Source organism: Gemmobacter denitrificans (genome assembly GCF_036964905.1).
GTDB lineage: Bacteria > Pseudomonadota > Alphaproteobacteria > Rhodobacterales > Rhodobacteraceae > Gemmobacter > Gemmobacter denitrificans.
Genome location: NZ_JBALHR010000008.1, coordinates 87203 through 105242 on the forward strand (window position 1 = coordinate 87203; position 18040 = coordinate 105242).

General features: G+C 62.3%; 22 protein-coding genes. 14 read left to right on the top strand and 8 right to left on the bottom strand.

What is annotated here, in order from left to right; translation table 11 throughout:
* The first annotated feature begins 147 nt into the window (after positions 1-147).
* Both V6590_RS13565 and V6590_RS13570 read left to right on the top strand, forming a co-directional pair.
* Positions 148-732 (top strand): TRAP transporter small permease subunit, encoded by a 585-nt coding sequence (locus V6590_RS13565; protein WP_335423971.1) that lies wholly within the window; start codon positions 148-150, stop codon positions 730-732.
* The gene (locus tag V6590_RS13570) at positions 729-2507 is read left to right on the top strand and encodes a TRAP transporter large permease (protein ID WP_335423973.1); all 1779 of its coding nucleotides are present in this window, start codon (positions 729-731) and stop codon (positions 2505-2507) included. The genes V6590_RS13565 and V6590_RS13570 overlap by 4 nt, the downstream gene beginning before the upstream one ends.
* 95 nt (positions 2508-2602) lie before the next feature.
* Here V6590_RS13570 and V6590_RS13575 read toward each other — a convergent pair whose 3' ends face one another.
* Entirely contained in the window at positions 2603-3256 is a 654-nt protein-coding gene (locus tag V6590_RS13575; RefSeq protein WP_335423975.1) for a class I SAM-dependent methyltransferase, read from the bottom strand.
* A 72-nt stretch (positions 3257-3328) separates the two neighbouring features.
* Here V6590_RS13575 and V6590_RS13580 point away from each other — a divergent pair, with 72 nt between their 5' ends.
* The gene (locus tag V6590_RS13580) at positions 3329-3775 is read left to right on the top strand and encodes a GNAT family acetyltransferase (RefSeq protein ID WP_335423977.1); all 447 of its coding nucleotides are present in this window, start codon (positions 3329-3331) and stop codon (positions 3773-3775) included.
* Positions 3776-3992: 217 nt separating this feature from the next.
* The gene (locus V6590_RS13585; RefSeq protein ID WP_335423979.1) at positions 3993-4433 is read left to right on the top strand and encodes a glyoxalase superfamily protein; all 441 of its coding nucleotides are present in this window, start codon (positions 3993-3995) and stop codon (positions 4431-4433) included.
* A gap of 37 nt (positions 4434-4470) precedes the next feature.
* On the opposite strand, the gene V6590_RS13590 is transcribed toward V6590_RS13585, so the two are convergent.
* Both V6590_RS13590 and V6590_RS13595 read right to left on the bottom strand, forming a co-directional pair.
* Positions 4471-5058, bottom strand: coding sequence for an NAD(P)H-dependent oxidoreductase (locus V6590_RS13590; RefSeq protein ID WP_335423981.1), 588 nt, complete (start codon positions 5056-5058; stop codon positions 4471-4473).
* The gene (locus V6590_RS13595) at positions 5055-5834 is read right to left on the bottom strand and encodes a heme-dependent oxidative N-demethylase family protein (protein WP_335423983.1); all 780 of its coding nucleotides are present in this window, start codon (positions 5832-5834) and stop codon (positions 5055-5057) included. The genes V6590_RS13590 and V6590_RS13595 overlap by 4 nt, the downstream gene beginning before the upstream one ends.
* A gap of 120 nt (positions 5835-5954) precedes the next feature.
* Between V6590_RS13595 and dddP the strand changes: the two genes are divergently transcribed.
* A complete protein-coding gene (dddP, locus tag V6590_RS13600; RefSeq protein WP_335423985.1) occupies positions 5955-7301 on the top strand; it encodes a dimethylsulfonioproprionate lyase DddP in 1347 nt (448 codons plus the stop codon).
* A 14-nt stretch (positions 7302-7315) separates the two neighbouring features.
* Positions 7316-7561 carry a putative hemolysin gene (locus tag V6590_RS13605; protein ID WP_335423987.1) on the top strand — a complete coding sequence of 82 codons (246 nt, stop codon included), beginning with the start codon at positions 7316-7318 and terminating at the stop codon, positions 7559-7561.
* A gap of 3 nt (positions 7562-7564) precedes the next feature.
* Here the strand turns inward: V6590_RS13605 and V6590_RS13610 are convergent, their stop codons facing one another.
* Positions 7565-8173 carry a TetR/AcrR family transcriptional regulator gene (locus V6590_RS13610; protein ID WP_335423989.1) on the bottom strand — a complete coding sequence of 203 codons (609 nt, stop codon included), beginning with the start codon at positions 8171-8173 and terminating at the stop codon, positions 7565-7567.
* Between the two features lie 86 nt (positions 8174-8259).
* Here V6590_RS13610 and V6590_RS13615 point away from each other — a divergent pair, with 86 nt between their 5' ends.
* Positions 8260-8643 (top strand): hypothetical protein, encoded by a 384-nt coding sequence (locus V6590_RS13615; protein ID WP_335423991.1) that lies wholly within the window; start codon positions 8260-8262, stop codon positions 8641-8643.
* A 21-nt stretch (positions 8644-8664) separates the two neighbouring features.
* On the top strand, positions 8665-9258 hold the full coding sequence (locus V6590_RS13620; protein WP_335423993.1) for a hypothetical protein: 594 nt from the start codon (positions 8665-8667) through the stop codon (positions 9256-9258).
* A gap of 17 nt (positions 9259-9275) precedes the next feature.
* On the opposite strand, the gene V6590_RS13625 is transcribed toward V6590_RS13620, so the two are convergent.
* The 3 genes from V6590_RS13625 to V6590_RS13635 form a co-directional block, all read right to left on the bottom strand.
* Positions 9276-9617, bottom strand: coding sequence for a hypothetical protein (locus V6590_RS13625; protein WP_335423995.1), 342 nt, complete (start codon positions 9615-9617; stop codon positions 9276-9278).
* Between the two features lie 84 nt (positions 9618-9701).
* Complete coding sequence (locus V6590_RS13630; RefSeq protein WP_335423996.1) at positions 9702-11450, bottom strand: calcium-binding protein; 1749 nt, start codon at positions 11448-11450, stop codon at positions 9702-9704.
* Positions 11444-11761: a hypothetical protein gene (locus V6590_RS13635; RefSeq protein ID WP_335423998.1), complete on the bottom strand. Its 318-nt coding sequence runs from the start codon at positions 11759-11761 to the stop codon at positions 11444-11446. The genes V6590_RS13630 and V6590_RS13635 overlap by 7 nt, the downstream gene beginning before the upstream one ends.
* Positions 11762-12074: 313 nt before the next feature.
* Between V6590_RS13635 and purB the strand changes: the two genes are divergently transcribed.
* The 6 genes from purB to V6590_RS13665 all read left to right on the top strand — a co-directional run bounded on the left by purB (position 12075) and on the right by V6590_RS13665 (position 17304).
* Positions 12075-13379, top strand: a complete 1305-nt coding sequence (purB, locus tag V6590_RS13640; RefSeq protein WP_335424000.1) for an adenylosuccinate lyase — start codon at positions 12075-12077, stop codon at positions 13377-13379.
* A gap of 217 nt (positions 13380-13596) precedes the next feature.
* Positions 13597-14130, top strand: coding sequence for a tetratricopeptide repeat protein (locus tag V6590_RS13645; RefSeq protein WP_335424003.1), 534 nt, complete (start codon positions 13597-13599; stop codon positions 14128-14130).
* A 56-nt stretch (positions 14131-14186) separates the two neighbouring features.
* Positions 14187-14345 carry a hypothetical protein gene (locus V6590_RS13650; protein WP_335424004.1) on the top strand — a complete coding sequence of 53 codons (159 nt, stop codon included), beginning with the start codon at positions 14187-14189 and terminating at the stop codon, positions 14343-14345.
* 56 nt (positions 14346-14401) lie between these two features.
* Positions 14402-15469 (top strand): flagellar motor switch protein FliG, encoded by a 1068-nt coding sequence (locus V6590_RS13655; RefSeq protein ID WP_335424007.1) that lies wholly within the window; start codon positions 14402-14404, stop codon positions 15467-15469.
* A gap of 92 nt (positions 15470-15561) precedes the next feature.
* Complete coding sequence (locus V6590_RS13660; RefSeq protein WP_335424008.1) at positions 15562-16428, top strand: DMT family transporter; 867 nt, start codon at positions 15562-15564, stop codon at positions 16426-16428.
* A gap of 3 nt (positions 16429-16431) precedes the next feature.
* Positions 16432-17304: a lysophospholipid acyltransferase family protein gene (locus V6590_RS13665; protein WP_335424010.1), complete on the top strand. Its 873-nt coding sequence runs from the start codon at positions 16432-16434 to the stop codon at positions 17302-17304.
* On the opposite strand, the gene V6590_RS13670 is transcribed toward V6590_RS13665, so the two are convergent.
* Positions 17305-18006 carry a DUF1223 domain-containing protein gene (locus tag V6590_RS13670; RefSeq protein WP_335424011.1) on the bottom strand — a complete coding sequence of 234 codons (702 nt, stop codon included), beginning with the start codon at positions 18004-18006 and terminating at the stop codon, positions 17305-17307.
* Positions 18007-18040: the final 34 nt, after the last annotated feature.

The following is an 18040-nucleotide window of genomic DNA, read 5'->3' on the forward strand; positions in this document are numbered from 1 at the left end:
GGCACTTGGTTTTCAGAGCAAAATCCGTGAAACTCGGCGCAAACGGGGCAAGTATTCGCGGAAGTGGCAAAGTTATCTTACCACTTTTGTGAATTTTGCTGTATGAGCACCGCCACAAGGTGCCTTTCACATGGGGGGAAGTTACATATGAGAAGCTTGTTGGCGATCTCAGCCGGGATCGACCGCATCAACGAAACCATCGGCAAGGCGGTCACCTGGCTGATCCTGATCGCAGTTGTGGTCAGCGCGGCCAATGCCGTGGTGCGCAAGGTGTTCAACACATCGTCCAATGCGTGGTTGGAACTGCAATGGTATCTGTTCGGCGCGGCCTTTCTTGGTGCGGCGGCCTATACGCTGAAGCAGAATGAGCATGTGCGCATCGATGTGATCTATGCGCGGCTGTCGCGCCGCGCCCAGCACTGGATCGACCTGCTTGGCCATGTGTTCTTCCTGATGCCCTTTGTGCTGCTGATGGTTTATTATCTCTGGCCCTATGCCATGCGATCATTTCTTTCGGGCGAGGTATCGACCAATTCGGGCGGGCTTGTCATCTGGCCGGCCAAAGCCATTCTGCTGGTCGGTTTTGTTCTGCTGTCCCTGCAAGGCATTTCGGAAATCATCAAGAAAATCGCGATCATGACCGGAGCGATGCCCGACAACAATCGCTATGTTTCGGTACATGACTCGGCCGAGGCCGAAGCCAAGGCGCTGATCAAGGAGGTCGCGAAATGATCGAATTCATCGCCTCCAACCTTGCGCCGATCATGTTCCTGTCGCTGGTCTTCTTCCTGTTGATCGGCTACCCTGTTGCCTTTGCCTTGGCCGCCAACGGGCTTTTGTTCTTCTTCATAGGTGTGGAACTTGCACCCTTTTCAAACGGGGTCATCACGCTTGACTGGCCCTTGCTGAATACGATGCCCAACCGGCTCTGGGGGGTCTTGTCGAACGACACCTTGTTGGCCATTCCCTTCTTTACCTTCATGGGCATCATCCTGGAACGGTCCGGCATGGCCGAAGACCTGCTGGATACGATCGGACAGTTGTTCGGCCCCATTCGCGGTGGTCTGGCCTATGCCGTCATCATCGTGGGGGCGCTGCTTGCGGCCACCACAGGCGTGGTTGCGGCCTCGGTGATAGCGATGGGCCTGATCTCGCTGCCGATCATGCTGCGTTACGGCTATGACCGGGGCGTGGCGACCGGGGTGATCGCAGCCAGCGGGACGCTGGCCCAGATCGTGCCGCCCAGCCTGGTGCTGATCGTTCTGGCCGATCAGTTGGGCCGGTCGGTGGGGGATATGTACAAGGGCGCATTGGTGCCCGCGCTGATCCTGACCGGGCTGTACATGGCCTATGTCCTGCTGCTGTCGATCTTCCGGCCATCCATGGTTCCGGCCCTGCCGCCCGAGGCCCGCACCCTGGGCAGGGGCGTTACATCCTTGCTGGTCGCCGCCGCGGCGCTGATGGCGATTGGCTATGGGGCCCATGTCTGGCTGTCACCCACCCATGGGGCGAATGCCGATATCCTTGGCGCAGTGGTTGGTGTTCTGGTGATTTTCTTGTTCACGCTGACCGACAAGTTTTTCGGCCTGAACATCATGTCGCATCTGGCGCAACAGGTGATCATGGTGCTGGTCCCGCCGCTGGCGCTGATCTTCCTTGTCCTGGGCACCATCTTCATCGGTCTTGCGACCCCGACCGAGGCGGGCGCGATGGGCGCGGTTGGGGCCCTTGCGCTGGCCCTGATGAAGCGGCGACTGTCTGTCCCGCTGATCAGCCAGGCCTTGGCCTCGACCACACGGCTGTCGGCCTTCGTGATGTTCATCCTGATCGGGGCCCGGGTCTTCTCGCTCACCTTCTACGGCGTCGATGGCCACAAATGGGTTGAACATCTGCTGACGGCAGTACCGGGGGGCGAATATGGCTTCCTGTTCGCGGTGAACCTCGTGCTGTTCCTGTTGGGCTTCTTCCTCGATTTCTTCGAACTGGCCTTCATCATTGTGCCGTTGATCGTGCCTGCCGCCGAAAGCATGGGGATCGACCTCATCTGGCTGGGCGTCATCATCGGGATGAACATGCAGACCTCGTTCCTCACGCCACCCTTTGGCTTTGCGCTGTTCTACCTGCGTTCGGTTGCGCCACGCGACGCCTATACCGACAAGGTTACGCGCGAGAAGGTGTCAGGGATCAAGACCGGCGACATCTATCGCGGCGCCATCCCTTTCATCGGGATTCAGGTGCTCATGACAGTGCTTGTGGTGGCCTTCCCGGGCATGGTGATGCACTACAAGGGCGCGCCGGTGGATACGTTGAACGTGACCATCACCCTGCCGCAGATGCCATCTCTGGGCGGAGGACTGGGTGGCGGCCTTGGCGGTGGCTTGGGTCAGCCCAATCTGGGCGGCACTGCCGCACCTTCGCCTGGCGCGGCCCCTGCCCCCGGGCAACCCAGCCTTGGTGCGCCTGCCATCGGCTCGCCCAACCTCGGCGCCCCGGCCACGCAGCCGTAAATCCGCGCCAGCACCTAAGCAAAGGCCCCGCACGACCGGCGGGGCCTTCTTCATGCAAGACAAGTCTGGTTCTGCATCCGCAGTGTGCCGACCGGTCATTCCCGCCAAATCGGACGCTGTGCCGTGATCGCGACCCACGGCCCCCGTGCCCCGTCATCATAACCACCGCCTGTATAGGCGCTTGTCGCCAGAATGTTCCAAGGACCGGATTTCAGGTACATCTCGATCATCTGTTGTTCAGAAAGATAGTTGAAGTATCGGCCATGCTTGTCGTGTCCTTCTTGGCCGCCCCCCTTGTAGGTCGCATGGTGCAATCCTCCGGGCTTCAACGCCCGCAAGATCCTTGCCAGAACGTCGGGCAAACCCGCGCGTGGCACATGCAAAAGAGATGCGCTGGCCCATACCGCATCATATACCGCCAATGCCTCAAGCTGTTCGAACAGCATGACGCGCACCGGAATTCCCAAAATCGCTTCAGCCTTGAGGGCAATTGCTGCGGATCCATCTGTTGCATCGACATTATGACCGGCAGCCATCATGGCCTGCGCATCGCGCCCCCCGCCGCATCCAAGCTCCAGAATGCGGGCACGGGGGGGCAAGGTCGCAAGGAATGACACAAGATGGCGGCTGACACCGCCCTGTCCACTGGCCATGTAGGTCGGCGCGGTTTCATCGTAGAACTGCAAAGTCACCCTATCAAAACCTGTCATGCGATCTATGTCCGCCATCTGATGTTCAAAGGCCTTCAAGCCGGGCGCAGCCAAAACGCATATTCAGGATGGTGCTTTCCCTGATGGCATTTATAGTGTAGGCAGAAAACAATGCCCATCAAGAAAATGATTCATATCATTCCATACACGGCCAACTATTTTCAGGCTCTGAATGCCTTGTGGCAACAAGCATTCCCGAATGATGCAGAATGGAACAGGGCTGATTTCGCCATTCCAGAAAAGACCCGGTTTCAACCTGATCTGCTTCTGGTCGCAATCGACGGCGCGTCAGTTGTGGGGTCCGTGATGGCAGGATATGATGGACACCGGGGCTGGATATCACGAATTGCGGTTCTGAAGTCCTCTCGGAAGCAGGGGATCGGGAAGCTGCTTCTTGAAGACGCCGAACGCAGGCTCGTTGGCATGGGCTGTGTCAAAGTCAACCTGCAGGTTGTCGAAGCGAACGCATCCGTTGTCGAATTCTATCGGGCCTGCGGTTATGATATTGAACCGCGGATCAGTTTATCCAAAATACTGCGCCGTCCAGATCGGTCGTAGCTCCCTGCCCCAAAGTTGCCGCGCGCGGATCGCCCCCTTGCGCAGACGGTCAAGCGGCCCCATATGGGCGGCAGGGGTGTCAGGCCCCCGCCCTCCGCGCGGTGCAACAGCCCATGGTGAAGCCTGACCCGATCCGATCCTGCCTATCGCAAGGTCATCGTGCCGAGGAATGCGGAGACCTCTGCCCCGTCGCATGACCATAGCGAAAGGATCTCACATGTCGGGTATTTCGACACATCTTCCGCCGATCTCTGATCTCAAGGCGCAGGCAAGGCGGCTGCGCTCCGCCCTTGTGGCACAGGGCCAGAGGGTCAGCCATTCGGCCACCCTGGAACTGGTGGCTCAGGCGCATGGTCAGGCCGATTGGAACACCGCAGCGGCCCGCGCGCCCCAAGGTGCAGACAGCCCGCGCTGGACCCTTGGCCAAAGGGTCAGCGGGCACTACCTTGGCCATCCCTTTGCCGGGTGCATCCTTGGCCTGCAGGCGAAAGGCGCGGGCCGATTGGGCGTGACCATCGCCTTTGATACCCCGGTCGATACGGTGCGCAGCCCGCATTTCAGCAATCTGCGCCGCCGGGTCAGCGCCACCATCGGCCCGGATGGCCAGACGGTCGAAACCACCTCGGATGGCACGCCCCATTTGCGACTGGCTGCCTGACAATGGCATTGCCTGCCCGGTCGATCCGGGCAGGCCCCTACAGCAGACGGCGCAAGGTGCGGATCACCCGCGCCTCGAACCCGGCCAACCGTTCCGGGGTGACCTTTTCCGCCGCATAGAGCGCGTGAAAGGCAAACCGCGCTTGCGGGGCGCAGACCTTCACCACCCCCCATCGCAGCACACGCCGGACCGGTCGGCGCAGCACCAGCCAGTCCACCCAGGCCGGCGCCCCCAGCGTGGTGACAACCAGAACAGCGCGCAAGCCGGTCAGCCGCCCGGTGATAGGGCCCAGATCGCTGGCATGATCATAGGCATGGCCCGGTGCCCAGACCCGGTCGATCCAGCCCTTCAGGATCGCAGGCAAACCGAACCACCAGGTCGGGAAGACCAGCACCAGCACCTCGGCCCGTCGCAGTTGCGCGATCTCATCGGCAACGTCGCGGGTATCGAAGGCATCGGCATAGGTGGAGGCACGCTCTGCCGCCGTCAGGGCCGGGGAAAAGCCGCGCGCATAGAGATCAAGCCGTTCCACATCGGGCCCGGCAACTTCTGCCAGACGGTCCGCCAGTTGCCCCGTCAGGCTGCGCGCGGCCGGATGGGCCGAGACGATCAGAACCCGCGTCACAGCCCGGCCTCGGCCAGACCGGCGCGTTCTGCGGCCGAAAGATCCTCCAGCCGGACCAGATAGGTGTGGATGGTGAAGACCACCGCCTCGCTTTTGGCCAGCCGCAGCAGGCATTGCCTTTCGCTGCGCATGTACAGACGATGAACCGGGCGCGGGCGCCGGGCCCCTTCGGGCCGGGGCTGAAACAGTTCGGGGTCGTCATAGACCAGCGCATTCATCCGCCACAGCGCCTGCCCGGGCCGGATCGCATCGAACATGCGCTGCACCCGGCGGGCCAGATCGTCGGTGTAATGATCGACCGGCGCATGGATCGCCGTCATCGGCTTGCCGATCTTCTCCGCCAGCGTCCAGCTTGCCGGAAAGCACAGAACCGCGCCTGTCAGCACGGCTTCGGCCCCCTGCTGCTGCAGAATGCACAAATCCTCTTGCACCAGCCGGCCCGCTGTCAGGAGCGGTTGCGTCCGGTCAAGCGTGATCCGCACGCCATCCGGGCGCAGCACATGGTCCGGGCCGATCTGGTGGCCAAGCGCGGGCAGGCGTTCCATCACCCTGTCCAGCAATTCCTGTGCCGCCAACTCGGCTTCGGGCAACAGGGCGTGAACGGCAGATTTCTGCGTGCCCAGCCGCATGTCGCGTTCGGCCATCTGGCCCGCAAAGGCATCGTCCACCCGCAGCCAATCTTCGCCCTCCACCGGCAGAATACCGGGCAGGCGGCGGGTGCGGGGGTCCATCCAGGGGGCGAAAGGCAGGCGGGATTGCAGAACAGGCTGGGTCATGCCCGCGACCCTATCTCCCGCCCCGCCGCCGGGCCAGCCCAAAGACGACAGCCCCTGTCGCCCCGGGCAAAGCGTGCATGCCCCCGGCGCGCAACCCTGCCTCAACCAAGGGAGGCCGCCATGTCCATCAGCTATGCCGAAACCCGCCGCAAGATCGATCCAGCCCGGGGCGAGCGCCTTGGCGATGGCAGCCCCAATGACAATGACCGGGTAGAAATCGGCCCGACCCAGCTTGCCTTTGCCGAATGGCAGGCCGCCGGGCTCGTGCCGCCCGATCTTGACGCGATGCGCCGCTGGCGCTGGCAGCGGCTGACACAGGCGCTGGTTGAGCGTGATATCGGCGGCCTTCTGATGTTTGATCCGCTGAACATCCGCTATGCGACCGACACCACCAATATGCAGCTATGGAACAGCCACAACCCGTTCCGCGCCTGCCTGCTCTGCGCCGATGGGCATATGTTGATGTGGGAATACAAGAATTCGCCGTTTCTGGTGACCTTCAACCCGCTGGTCGCCGAACTGCGTTCGGGGGCAAGTTTCTTCTACAATGTCTGCGGCGATCGCACCGCGCAGGATGCAGGCGCCTTTGCCGCACAGGTGACCGAGGTGATGGCGGCCCATGCCGGATCAAACCGCCGTCTGGCAGTGGACAAGATCATGGTGCATGGCCTGCGCGCGCTGGAGGCGGCAGGGTTCGAGGTGCTGGAAGGCGAAGTCGTCACCGAACGCACCCGCGCCATCAAGGGGCCGGAAGACATTGCCGCCATGCGCTGCGCCCATCACGCCTGCGAAGCGGCGATTGCCGAGATGGAGGCATTCACCCGCGCCCATGTGCCGGGTGGCGGAGTATCCGAAGATGACATCTGGGCCGAACTGCACAAGGGCAACATCCGCCGGGGCGGGGAGTGGATCGAAACCCGGCTGCTGGCCTCTGGGCCGCGGACAAATCCGTGGTTTCAGGAATGCGGGCCGCGCCTTATGCAGAACAATGAAATCGTGGCCTTCGATACCGATCTGATCGGCTGCTATGGCATTTGCATCGACATCAGCCGCACCTGGTGGGTGGGGGATCAGCGCCCCACGACTGCGATGATCAGTGCGATGCAGCATGCGCGCGACCATATCGATACGAATATGGCCATGCTCAAGCCCGGCGTCACCATCCGCGAGCTGACCTTCGGCGGGCATCAGTTGGAAGACCGGTACTGGAAACAGAAATATTCCTGCAAGATGCACGGGGTGGGCCTCTGTGACGAATGGCCCTTCGTCCCTTATCCCGACGGCTGGGTGGATGGGGCCTTTGAAGTGGCGCTGGAACCGGGAATGGTGCTCTGCGTCGAGGCCCTGGTCAGCCCGGAAGGCGGAGACTTCTCGATCAAGCTTGAAGATCAGGTGCTTATTACCGAAAATGGGCATGAAAACCTGACCCGCTATCCCTTTGATCCGCGATTGATGGGGATGGCCTGACCCGGAGCCCGACCATGCGCCTGACCGCCGCACTTGTCTGCCTTGCCCTTTTGTCGGCCTGCGGGGGCGGCGGACGGGGCGAGCCTCCGGGGCCCGGCCGCTGGGCCAGCATGACCAACCCCGCTAGCCAGTATTGCGCCGAACTGGGCGGGCGGCTGGAACTCCGGCAGGAACAGGCGGGTGAGGCCGGCTATTGCCACCTGCCCGACGGAACGGTGGTCGAGGAATGGGAGCTGCACCGCGGCAAGAACGCGTTGTAAAGGTCAGGCGCGCAACAGCATTTGCAGCTGGGCCTGCAAGACGGCGCGCAGATCTCCGGGGCAGGTCAGGGCCAGCGCCTCTTGCCCAATCACGGCGGCATAGAACAGCCGTGCGCTGGCTGCGGCCTGTTCATCCCCCTGCCCCGCCTCGGCGAAGAACTGGCGCAGCACCGCCAGCCGCCGCCCATCCATTTCCGTGACAGCCGCCGCCACCACCGGATCGGCAAAAGCCCAGGCCCGGATCGCGGCCTCGGCCCCCGGCCCGCCCCATGTGTCATGCGGGGGCTGGGCGATACGGTCCAGCAAGGCTTCCAGCGCAGCGATCCCGCGCGCGCCCCGTGCCATGACCGAGGCGGTGATTTCCGCCTCGCCCAACCGGAACCACAGCGCGATCAGCGCATCGCGCAGGGCCTGCGGATCGGCGAAATGCCAATAGAACGATCCCTTTGTCGTGCCCAGACTGCGGGCGAGAGGTTCCACCTTCAAGGCTCCCGGCCCGCCTGCAACAAGTGCCCGCATGGCTGCAGCCAGCCAGTCCTGCGCTGACAGCCGCTGGCGGCGCAGCGGGGACACGCGATCGGATCGGGCATCTTGCGGGGCAGGGTCGATCATGCGGCAAACATACGCATGCGTATGGTCTTGCGCAAGCCACGTCACTGATGCAACCATACGGGTGCGTATGGAACTGGAATCGCCCGATGCCCCTGCCCCCGAACCTCTGGCTGGATGCCGCCGCCCTGGGCGCGGCCGCGATCCTGCTGATCCATGTTGTGCAGGGCGGGCGGGATCATCACCGCCCGATGCAGGCCTCACCGATCCCCGAACCGGACAAGGCCGTCTGGTCTGTACTCTGGCACCTGACCAGTGCCCTGCTTGGGCTGATGACCGCCAGCCTTTGGGCCGCAGCACGCGGGCGGGCGGAACTGGCCTTTCTGCCCTTGGGCGTGGCACTGTCTTTCACGGCGCGGTTCCTGACCGAAAGTCTGCGCCGTTTCGGCTGCCCTTGGGCACTGCCGCAATGGACCTTGTTCGCCCTGCTGTCTGCTCTGATCGGCGCAGGCCTGCATCTGCCGCCCCGCTAACCCCAGCCAAAGGCCTGCCACATGACCCTGATCCGTCTGCACCGTCTGACAGCCCTGTTGCTTGCCGCCTTTCTGGTCAGCCACATGGCCCATCACCTGATCGGGCTGATCGCCGGGCCCGAAGCCCATCTCGCGCTGTCAGCGCCCTTTCGCGCGATCTGGCGCCAGCCGCTGATCGAGGTGCTGCTGCTTGCCGCGCTGGTGGGGCAGACCGGCAGCGGGATGCGCCTGCTGTGGCGCGGACGAGCGTGGCGCTGGCGTGGGCTCCGGCGGTGGCAGGCTATCTCGGGCGCGGCCCTCGCGGGGTTTCTGATGATCCATGTCAGTGCCGTTCTGGCCGCCCGCGCGACGGGGACCGATACCAACCTCCATTTCGCGGCGGCAGGCCTGCAATCCGGGTTCTGGGCGCTGTTCTTCGCCCCCTATTACACGGTGGCTGTGACCGCACTGGTCACCCATGCCGGGCTGGCGGTCTTGCGGCGCAGGGGACAGCAGGCCCCGATCATCACGATCGCACTGGTCGGTCTGACATTCGGGTTGGGGCTTGTTCTGATGATGGCAGGGCTGATCCATCCCTATGCCGTTCCAGCCGAATGGCGCGCAGCCTTTGGCTGAACCGCCCTGCCCTGCGGTCAGTTCAGATCGATGTAGCGCCCTTGCGTCACCGATCCGTCGCCCGCGATGAAGCGCAGGTCGATCCCGTTGCGTTCCACCCCATAGCAGGCCCAAAGATCGGACGGCGGCCATTGGCTGCAATACTGGCCGCCTTCCACCCGCCAACGCCCCCAGCTTGGCTCGGGCGTTTCATAGAGCGTGCGCCCATCGGCAAAGAACCCCTGCATAGCGCCGCCCTGATAGGCCAGCGTGCGCGCGGTCAGGGCCGCACGCAGTGCATCGCCCTCCAGCGGCTCCCAGTCCCCTGCCATGGCAATGCCGGGCAACAGCGCCAGCACCAGAACCCCGCTTCGGCGCATCGTCCCCCCCCATAAACAGAACGGCCATGGCTTTTGATGGCCATGGCCGGCTGCCGGATCAAGGACAATCCCCGGGAAACCCGATCAGATCACGATGAAGTCACCGCTGTCCAGAACGGGTTTGTTCTCGAGAATGGCAAACAAAACCTTCGCCCCCGATCCCGAACCATCGGCATCGTAGAATACCTTGCCAGTGTCGGTCTCATAGATGATCCGGTCACTGGCGTCGGTTGCATTGCCGGTGGTGTTGGCGGCAAAGCGATCATCGGCCAGCGCGCGCCCCGCAGTAAGGCCCTTGAAGATGTCGTTCTCCAACCGGATTTGATCAACATCCGGGCGGAAGAATTCGATGGTATCGACATTGCTGGCGCCCAATGCGGTGTCGAACACAAATCTGTCGGTGCCAACACCCCCGACCAGCCTGTCCGTACCTGCGCCACCGCTCAGCCTGTCATCGCCGCCACCGCCGGTCAGAAGGTCATTGCCATCATAGCCCATCAGATTGTCATTATAGGCCGAACCGGTCAGGAAATCGTTGCCTTTGGTCTGATCATCGCCCTTGAGCGTGACACCGCGCCCCTTGGTGATGACGATCTGCATGACCTCGAAATCGTCAAGATGGAAGGCAACTCGACCATCACCCTGTGTCGCCCCATCGATCTTGTCCAGGGAAAAGCCGACGGTTCTGGCATCGGCAACTGCCGATACGGGCGTTGTTGCCCCGGCCGCGTCGGGGTCGAAAATCAGCTTGGTCGCATGGACATGCACATTGCTGCCCGAGGTATAGGCCGCAATATTCGCCGTCAGGTCAAGCCGTTCTCCGCGCCCATTGGCAAACCAGATCACCGTCTGGTCGTTTCCGGTATATGTGAAAGTCAGTCCCGCGTTCTGGCCATTGGCATCCTTGAATACGATGTCGGCGTCCGTCAATTCGTCGCCACCGGGGTTGACGAGCTTGGTGCCGGGCAGACTGTCGCGCATCATCCGGAACAAGAGCCCGGTCGGCGTCAGATCACCGTCGAGGTCCATTTGCCGGCTCAGCCCGCCATTGCTGTCGCCAAGGGCCTTTATCGAAAAGAGACTGCCTGCATCGACCCCCGCCTCGATCATCCGTGCGAAGAGATGCAGAAACAGGGGCAGGCGTTCAAGCCCGGTGATATTGGCATCGTCGCCGGATAGTTCTTCGCCTTCTTCGTTTTCTATACGATCGGCCCGCAGGTTCCACTCGGTGGCCACAAGATCAAGATTGCCATACGCAAGGTTCAGTTTGTCTAACGCATCCCAGATCCTGTCAGGGCGGCTGAGTACCGGCCACTTGCTGCGGTTAAAATAGTAAGGATCCAGTGGATCATTGCCATTTTCTAGGCCAAGATTGGGGTCGCCCGTGTTCTGATAAAAGCGATCGACAATTCCATCAACTGATGCCCATTCCAAAACCCCGAATTCACCGAAGATTTCCAGATTGTCGTTCGTTCCGCTCCAATCAAAATCGCCTTCGCCTTTTTGACCGGATTGCACCCAGATATCCGCCTCAGAGTTCAGCGTGTTCTTGGTTTTGTAATCTTCAATCGCCCGATGAACGGCCAGCGCGATCAGAGATTGCAGCTCTCCGAACTCTTTTGCCGTCCATCCACTTAACTTCGTGGCAGTAGACGCATGTTTAAAGGCGTCACCTAGTTTCACAAACTGATGCCATGCGTTCCCGATTTCAAAGGCACGAATATCGGCGCCACTTTCCAGCACCTTCTTAACAAAGCTGGTGATTTCATTTCTCGCATCTGACTTCAAACTGCGGGTTTTTGTATCGAAATACCGCCATGTCGGAATCACCATGATGACACTGGATACAAGCGTTTGGCATTGGTCAGGAATGTCGTCATCGGCTCGAAATCAGCGGTCTCGTTGTCATTATCGATAACATCACGTGGCAAGGGATTATCAGGTTTTGCCGGATCAAAAAACCGTTCTGTCTGGCTGCCCCCGGGATAGCGCACCAATGGCAGATCCGTTTTTTCGATCACCTCGCGCAGCGGGCCCTCGCCGGTGCTTTGCCCACGGTTTTCGAACCCCGAACCAAAATGATCCTTCGTAACTGTCGTGCTGAAGCCCGATCCGGTACGGGCAGTGACTGAGACGTTGGCCATCACATCATTCCTTTACTGATTGAAACAGAATCACTCGACGCAACCTGGCGTGTTTGCGTCGGGCGGAATGTCATCCCAAGGGTTCGCCGGATCAAGCCAGTTCCGCCGCCACGACGCACGCCTAGGACGATTTTTTGCAGATTTTTGCAACTCATAGGTGTGTCAACATCCGCTGTGCAATGGCAGGCGCGCGGCCCTTGGTCCTGCATGGCCACTGATCGCTGCAACGTCGGGCCGCCATGTTGCGGCCTTGCACCTCGGGCCCGCGCGGTCTAAGGGGGCCTCGCCCCCCAAAGCCAGTCAGAGGTCCGTGATGATCCCGCGCTATTCCCGCCCCGAAATGGTTGCCATCTGGGAACCGCAGACCCGTTTCCGCATCTGGTACGAGATCGAGGCCCATGCCTGCGACGCGCAAGCCATCCTCGGGGTGATCCCGAAGGCCAATGCCGAGGCCGTCTGGAAGGCCAGGGATGTGACCTTTGATGTCGCCCGCATCGATGAGATCGAGGCCGTCACCAAACATGACGTCATCGCCTTCCTCACCCATCTGGCCGAACATATCGGTTCGGAAGATGCGCGCTTTGTCCATCAGGGCATGACCTCGTCGGATGTGCTCGACACCACGCTGAACATCCAGCTGGTCCGCGCCGCCGATCTGCTGCTGGTGGGGCTGGACCGCGTGCTGGCCGCCCTGAAGGCACGGGCCTTTGAACACAAGGACACCGTCCGCATCGGCCGCAGCCATGGCATCCATGCCGAGCCGACCACCATGGGCCTCACCTTCGCCCGCTTCTACGCCGAAATGGACCGCAACCGCCGCCGCCTTGTCGCCGCACGCGAGGATATCCGCACCGGCGCCATTTCGGGCGCGGTCGGCACCTTCGCCAATATCGACCCCTTTGTCGAAGAATATGTCTGCGAAAAACTGGGCCTGATGCCCGAGCCCGTCTCCACCCAGGTCATCCCGCGCGACCGTCACGCCATGTTCTTCGCCACGCTGGGCGTTATCGCCTCCAGCATCGAAAACATCGCCATCGAGATCCGCCACATGCAGCGCACCGAGGTGCTGGAGGCCGAAGAGTTCTTCTCGCCCGGCCAAAAGGGCAGCAGCGCCATGCCGCACAAGCGCAACCCGGTGCTGACCGAAAACCTCACGGGCCTGGCCCGGCTTGTCCGCATGTCCGTCATCCCGGCGCTGGAAAACGTGGCGCTTTGGCATGAGCGTGACATCAGCCATTCAAGCGTGGAGCGTGCCATCGGCCCCGATACAACGGTCACGCTGGATTTCGCGCTGCACCGTCTGGCGGGCGTGGTGGAAAAGCTGGTGATCTATCCGGAAAACATGCTGCGCAACATGAACAAGTTCAAAGGTCTGGTCATGTCGCAGCGCGTGCTCTTGGCGCTCACCCAGGCCGGGGTCAGCCGTGAAGACAGCTATCGCCTCGTGCAGCGCAACGCCATGAAGGTCTGGGAGCAGGGCGCCGATTTCAAGACCGAACTGCTGGCCGACCCGGAGGTCACCGCGGCCCTGTCCCCCGCCGAGATCGAAGAGAAATTCGATCTCGGCTATCACACCAAACATGTCGATACGATCTTTGCCCGGGTGTTCCGCGCGTAACAGCGCCACCACGACCGACATGGCATTTCAGGGGGGCAGGCCGAATGGGCCTGCCCCCTTTGTCATCTGGAGCCATCGCCATGTTCGCCCATATCGCCGCCTGCACTTCGTTGATCGACTGGCTTTCCTTGCCTCGGACCAAGGTCCGATCACGGCGGTTTGTCCGTTGAAACGCACCAAACCGTGCTAGCTTTTCCCAAGACCCAAGGAGATATCCATGCGCCTGATCGCCGCCATCCTGATTGCCGCCCTGCCCTGCGCCGCCCTTGCCGCCGGATCGGACGACACCGCCCCGCCAAAGCCCACGCAAACCAGCAAGGATTGCAAGAAGGGTCAGGTCTGGGATGAAAAGACCGCCGCCTGCGTAAACCCCGAAGATGCACGGCTGGATGATGACACCCGCTTTGGCGCGGTGCGCGAACTCGCTTGGGCCGGGCGCCCCGAGGATGCGCGCCGGGTGCTGGCAGCAATGACCGAAGGCCGCACCGACCGGGTGATGACCTATGACGCCTTCACCCTGCGCAAGACCGGCCGGATCGAGGAAGGCCTGAAGGTCTATGAGGCGGCTCTGGTCGCCAATCCGCGCAATGTGCTGGCGCGCAGCTATTACGGTCAGGCTTTGGTGGATCAGGGCGAATATGACATGGCCCGTACGCAGCTTGCCGAAATCGCGGCGGCGGGGGCCACGAACAGCTGGGCCCATCAATCCCTGGCCCGCGCCATCGAAACCGGCCTCACCGCCGATTATTGATACCGATCGCAGAGGGGCGGCTGCGCATGTCTGCCCTGTTCATGAAGGAGATGCCGATGAAGACGCTCCGCCTTTCCTTGCTTGTCGCGCTGGCTCTTACAGGGCCAGCTTTGGCAAAGGGCTGCCACGACCGGGCCGAACAGGCGCAGATCAGTTGCGCCGAGGGCACGCAGTGGAATTCCGAAACCCGCAGCTGTCAGGCCGTCTCAAGCTAAGTGCCTGTTAACCGCCGCCTGAAAGACTGCGGATACTGCAGGAATCAGGAGGCAGCATGTCTCAGGCACTCGCTCGTGTATACCCCAACCAGATCGCCGCTTCGGGCATCGGGTCACCAGTATCTCTTACGCGCAAACAGAAGGCGGCCATCATCGTGCGTCTGATGCTGGCCGAAGGATCACCATTGCCGGTTTCCTCATTGCCCGAAGGGATGCAGGCTGATCTGGCCCAGCAGATTGGGCAGATGCGGCTGGTGGATCGCGATACGCTTCAGGCTGTTGTGGCCGAATTTCTGGGCGAATTGGAACAGGTCGGCCTGTCCTTCCCCGGCGGTCTGGAAGGTGCCTTGTCGTTGATGGATGGGCATATTTCCGCATCGACGGCCACACGGCTGCGGCGGATGGTCGGTGTGCGCGCCGATACCGATCCATGGGATCGCATCACCGCCATGCCCATCGAAACGCTGAAACCGGTGCTGGACGAGGAAAGCACCGAAGTGGCGGCTGTCATGCTGTCGAAGCTGCCGGTTGCCAAGGCGGCGACGCTGCTGGGCAAGTTGCCGGGCGAAAAGGCCCGCCGTGTGGCCTTTGCCATGTCACAGACGGCCAATGTCGATCCGGGCACGGTGCGGCGCATCGGAATTTCGCTGTTGATGCAACTGGACAGCGCACCGCCCAAGGCATTTGAGGCCGGCCCGGTGGAGCGGGTTGGGGCTATCCTCAACGTCTCGCCCGAAGTCACGCGGGAAGATGTGCTGCGCGGGCTGGACGAGGCCGATCAGGGCTTCGCCGAGCAGGTGCGCAAGGCGATCTTCACCTTTGTGCATATTCCTGCCCGGGTGGGCCCACGCGATATCCCCAAGCTGACCCGCGCCGTCGATCAGGCCACACTGGTCACCGCGCTGGCCGGATCACAAGGCCAGCCGGAACGTGAAGCGGCGGCCGAATTCATTCTGGCCAATCTCTCGCAACGCATGGCGCAGGGCCTGCGCGAAGAAATGGCCGAACGCGGCAAGGTGAAGGAGAAAGAGGCCGAAGCTGCGATGAACTCCATCGTCGATGCCATCCGCGCGCTGGAACGCGAGGGCGAATTGTCGCTGATCCAGGACGAGGAGGAAGACTGATCGCCCGCAGGCAAAGGGCATCGTGGCCAAAGCCACGCCGCCTTGCCCTTTCTGGCCTGCACCCCTAGGGTCGCCCGCGAAAGGCAGGCCCGATGACCCAGATCCAGAACAGCCGAGGCATCCTGTGGATGCTGGCCGCCCTTGTCACATTCACTGGCATGGATGCGCTGGCCAAGACGATGATCGCCGATTACCCGGCATTGCAGGTGGTCTGGGCGCGCTATACCGGACAGACCGTCATTCTGGCCGTAATTTTCCTGCCACGTCTGTTGCCGCTGCTGCGCAGCCGCCATCCCGGGCTGCAGGCACTGCGTTCGGTGTTCCAGTTCGGGGCGACGGCCTTCTTCTTCCTCAGCCTCGGGCATATCGGTCTGGCCGAGGCGACCGCCATCACCGATGTGAACCCGGTGCTCATCACCCTTGGTGCTGCCCTGTTTCTGGGCGAAAAGCTGGGGCCGCGCCGCATCGCCGGTATCGTTGTGGCCCTGATTGGCGCCCTGATCATCATCCGGCCCGGGCTTGGGGTGTTCCAGCCCGCAGCCCTGCTGCCGCTGGCCTGTGCCATCTGCTTTGCGGGCTTCGCGATTGCAACCCGCAAGGTAGGCGGGGATGAAGACCTGCGCACCTCACTGCTCTATTCCGCGCTGTTCGGCACGCTGGTCACCAGCCTGATGATGCCCGGCATCTGGCAGCCTATCGCCCCGGCAGACCTGTGGAAATTTGCGCTGGTGGGTGGGCTGGGGTCTTTTGCGCAATTCTGCCTGATCCGGGCCTTTACCATGGCCGAAGCCTCGGCCATCGCGCCCTTCGGCTATCTTGGCATCGTCTTTGCCACCGGTTGGGGAATTGTCCTGTTCGACGAATGGCCCGACGGGCCGACCATCCTTGGTGCCCTTGTGATCATCGGGGCCGGGCTCTATGTCTGGCACCGCGAAAGACAGTTGCAACGTCAGGGATAAGATTTGGCCGCCGCCGCCCGGTTCCGCATAGATCACTGGCTGCAGAATCTGCTTCTGCGCGGCCTGATCGGCTTCTTGCTGCTGCTGCCCTATCGCTGGCGGGTGCCCCTTTGCGGATGGGTCTTTGCGCGCGTCATCGCGCCATTGGCCGGGTATGACCGCCGCGTGCGTGAAAACCTGAAGCTGATCTTCCCCGACATGCCCGAACCCGAAATCCAGCGGATGCTGCGGGCAGTGCCCGACAATGTCGGCCGCACTGTGATCGAACTCTATTCCGGCGCGGCCTTTGTCGCCCGCGCAAAGGCCGCCCCCCTGCATGGCCCCGGGCTTGCCGCGCTGGAGGAAGCCCGCGCCACAGGCCGCCCCGTCGTGCTGGTGACCGGGCATTTCGGCAATTACGACGCCAGCCGGGCAGCGCTGATCGGTCGGGGCTTTCCAGTGGGTGGGCTCTATCGCCCGATGACCAACAGATTTTTCAACGCCCATTATGTGGCGGCCATTTCGGCCATCGGCACCCCGCTGTTTGCGCGCGGGCGGTCCGGCATGGCCGAGATGATCCGCTTCCTGCGATCCGGCGGTTTTCTGGGGATCGTGCAGGACCAGCACATGAACCGCGGCGTCCGGCTGAGCTTTTTCGGCCAACCGGCGCTGACCGCCTTGTCAGCGGCGGAACTCGCGCTGAAATATGATGCCCTGATCGTGCCCACCTATGCGACGCGGATGACCAACGGGCTGGATTTCGACATTCTGGTCGATGCTCCGATCCCGCATGGCACACCCGAAGCGATGACCCAGGCGCTGAACGATCATCTGGAGACGCATGTCCGCCAGCATCTGGATCAGTGGTTCTGGATTCACCGGCGCTGGAAGGCCTGATCAGTCGATCCGGGCTGCCGCGACGATGTCCGCCGGGCCAGCGGATTGCAGGATCACCACAGCCGGCCCCTCGCCCTCAAGCTTTACAGCCAGGTCAAGCGGCGGCTCGCCGGCCCAATCGGCCACCGGCTGCCAATCGGTGACGATATTGCGATAGGTGACCGTGCGACCGGCATTTTCGCCCCGGTCGATGCTGACGGTTTCCTCATCGTGATAGCGCACAAGCTGCACCTTCACCGGCTGAACCGCCCCCGGCCTTGCGCTGGCGCGGATGCGAAGACTGCCGCCTTCGCGCGTCAATGTCAGATCAAATGCGGGCGGCACGGCACGGGCATTGGCAATGGCCTCAAGAACCCTTTCAGGTTCGTTGCCTTCGATCCGGGTGCCGCCATCGATGATCAGCTGCGGCGTATAGATCGTGCGGCTTCCCGATGCGCGGGCATAGGCCTTCTGGCGTGCCGTGAAATGCGGGCTGGCAAAGGCGTCGGCCCAGCCGATGTAATCCCAGTAATCCACATGCAGAGCCAGCGGAATGACCCCCGGATCAGCGGCCAGCGTGGCAAAGAAGTCATCCGCCGGCGGGCAGGACGAACATCCCTGCGAGGTGTAGAGCTCTACCACAACCGGGCGATCCTGCGCCGCAGCGGCCTGTGCCAAGGCTGCGAACAGGCCGCAGGCGGTGCCGATTGCCATCATCTTCATCGCGGTCATTCCCCTTTGCATGAACTGCTTCTAG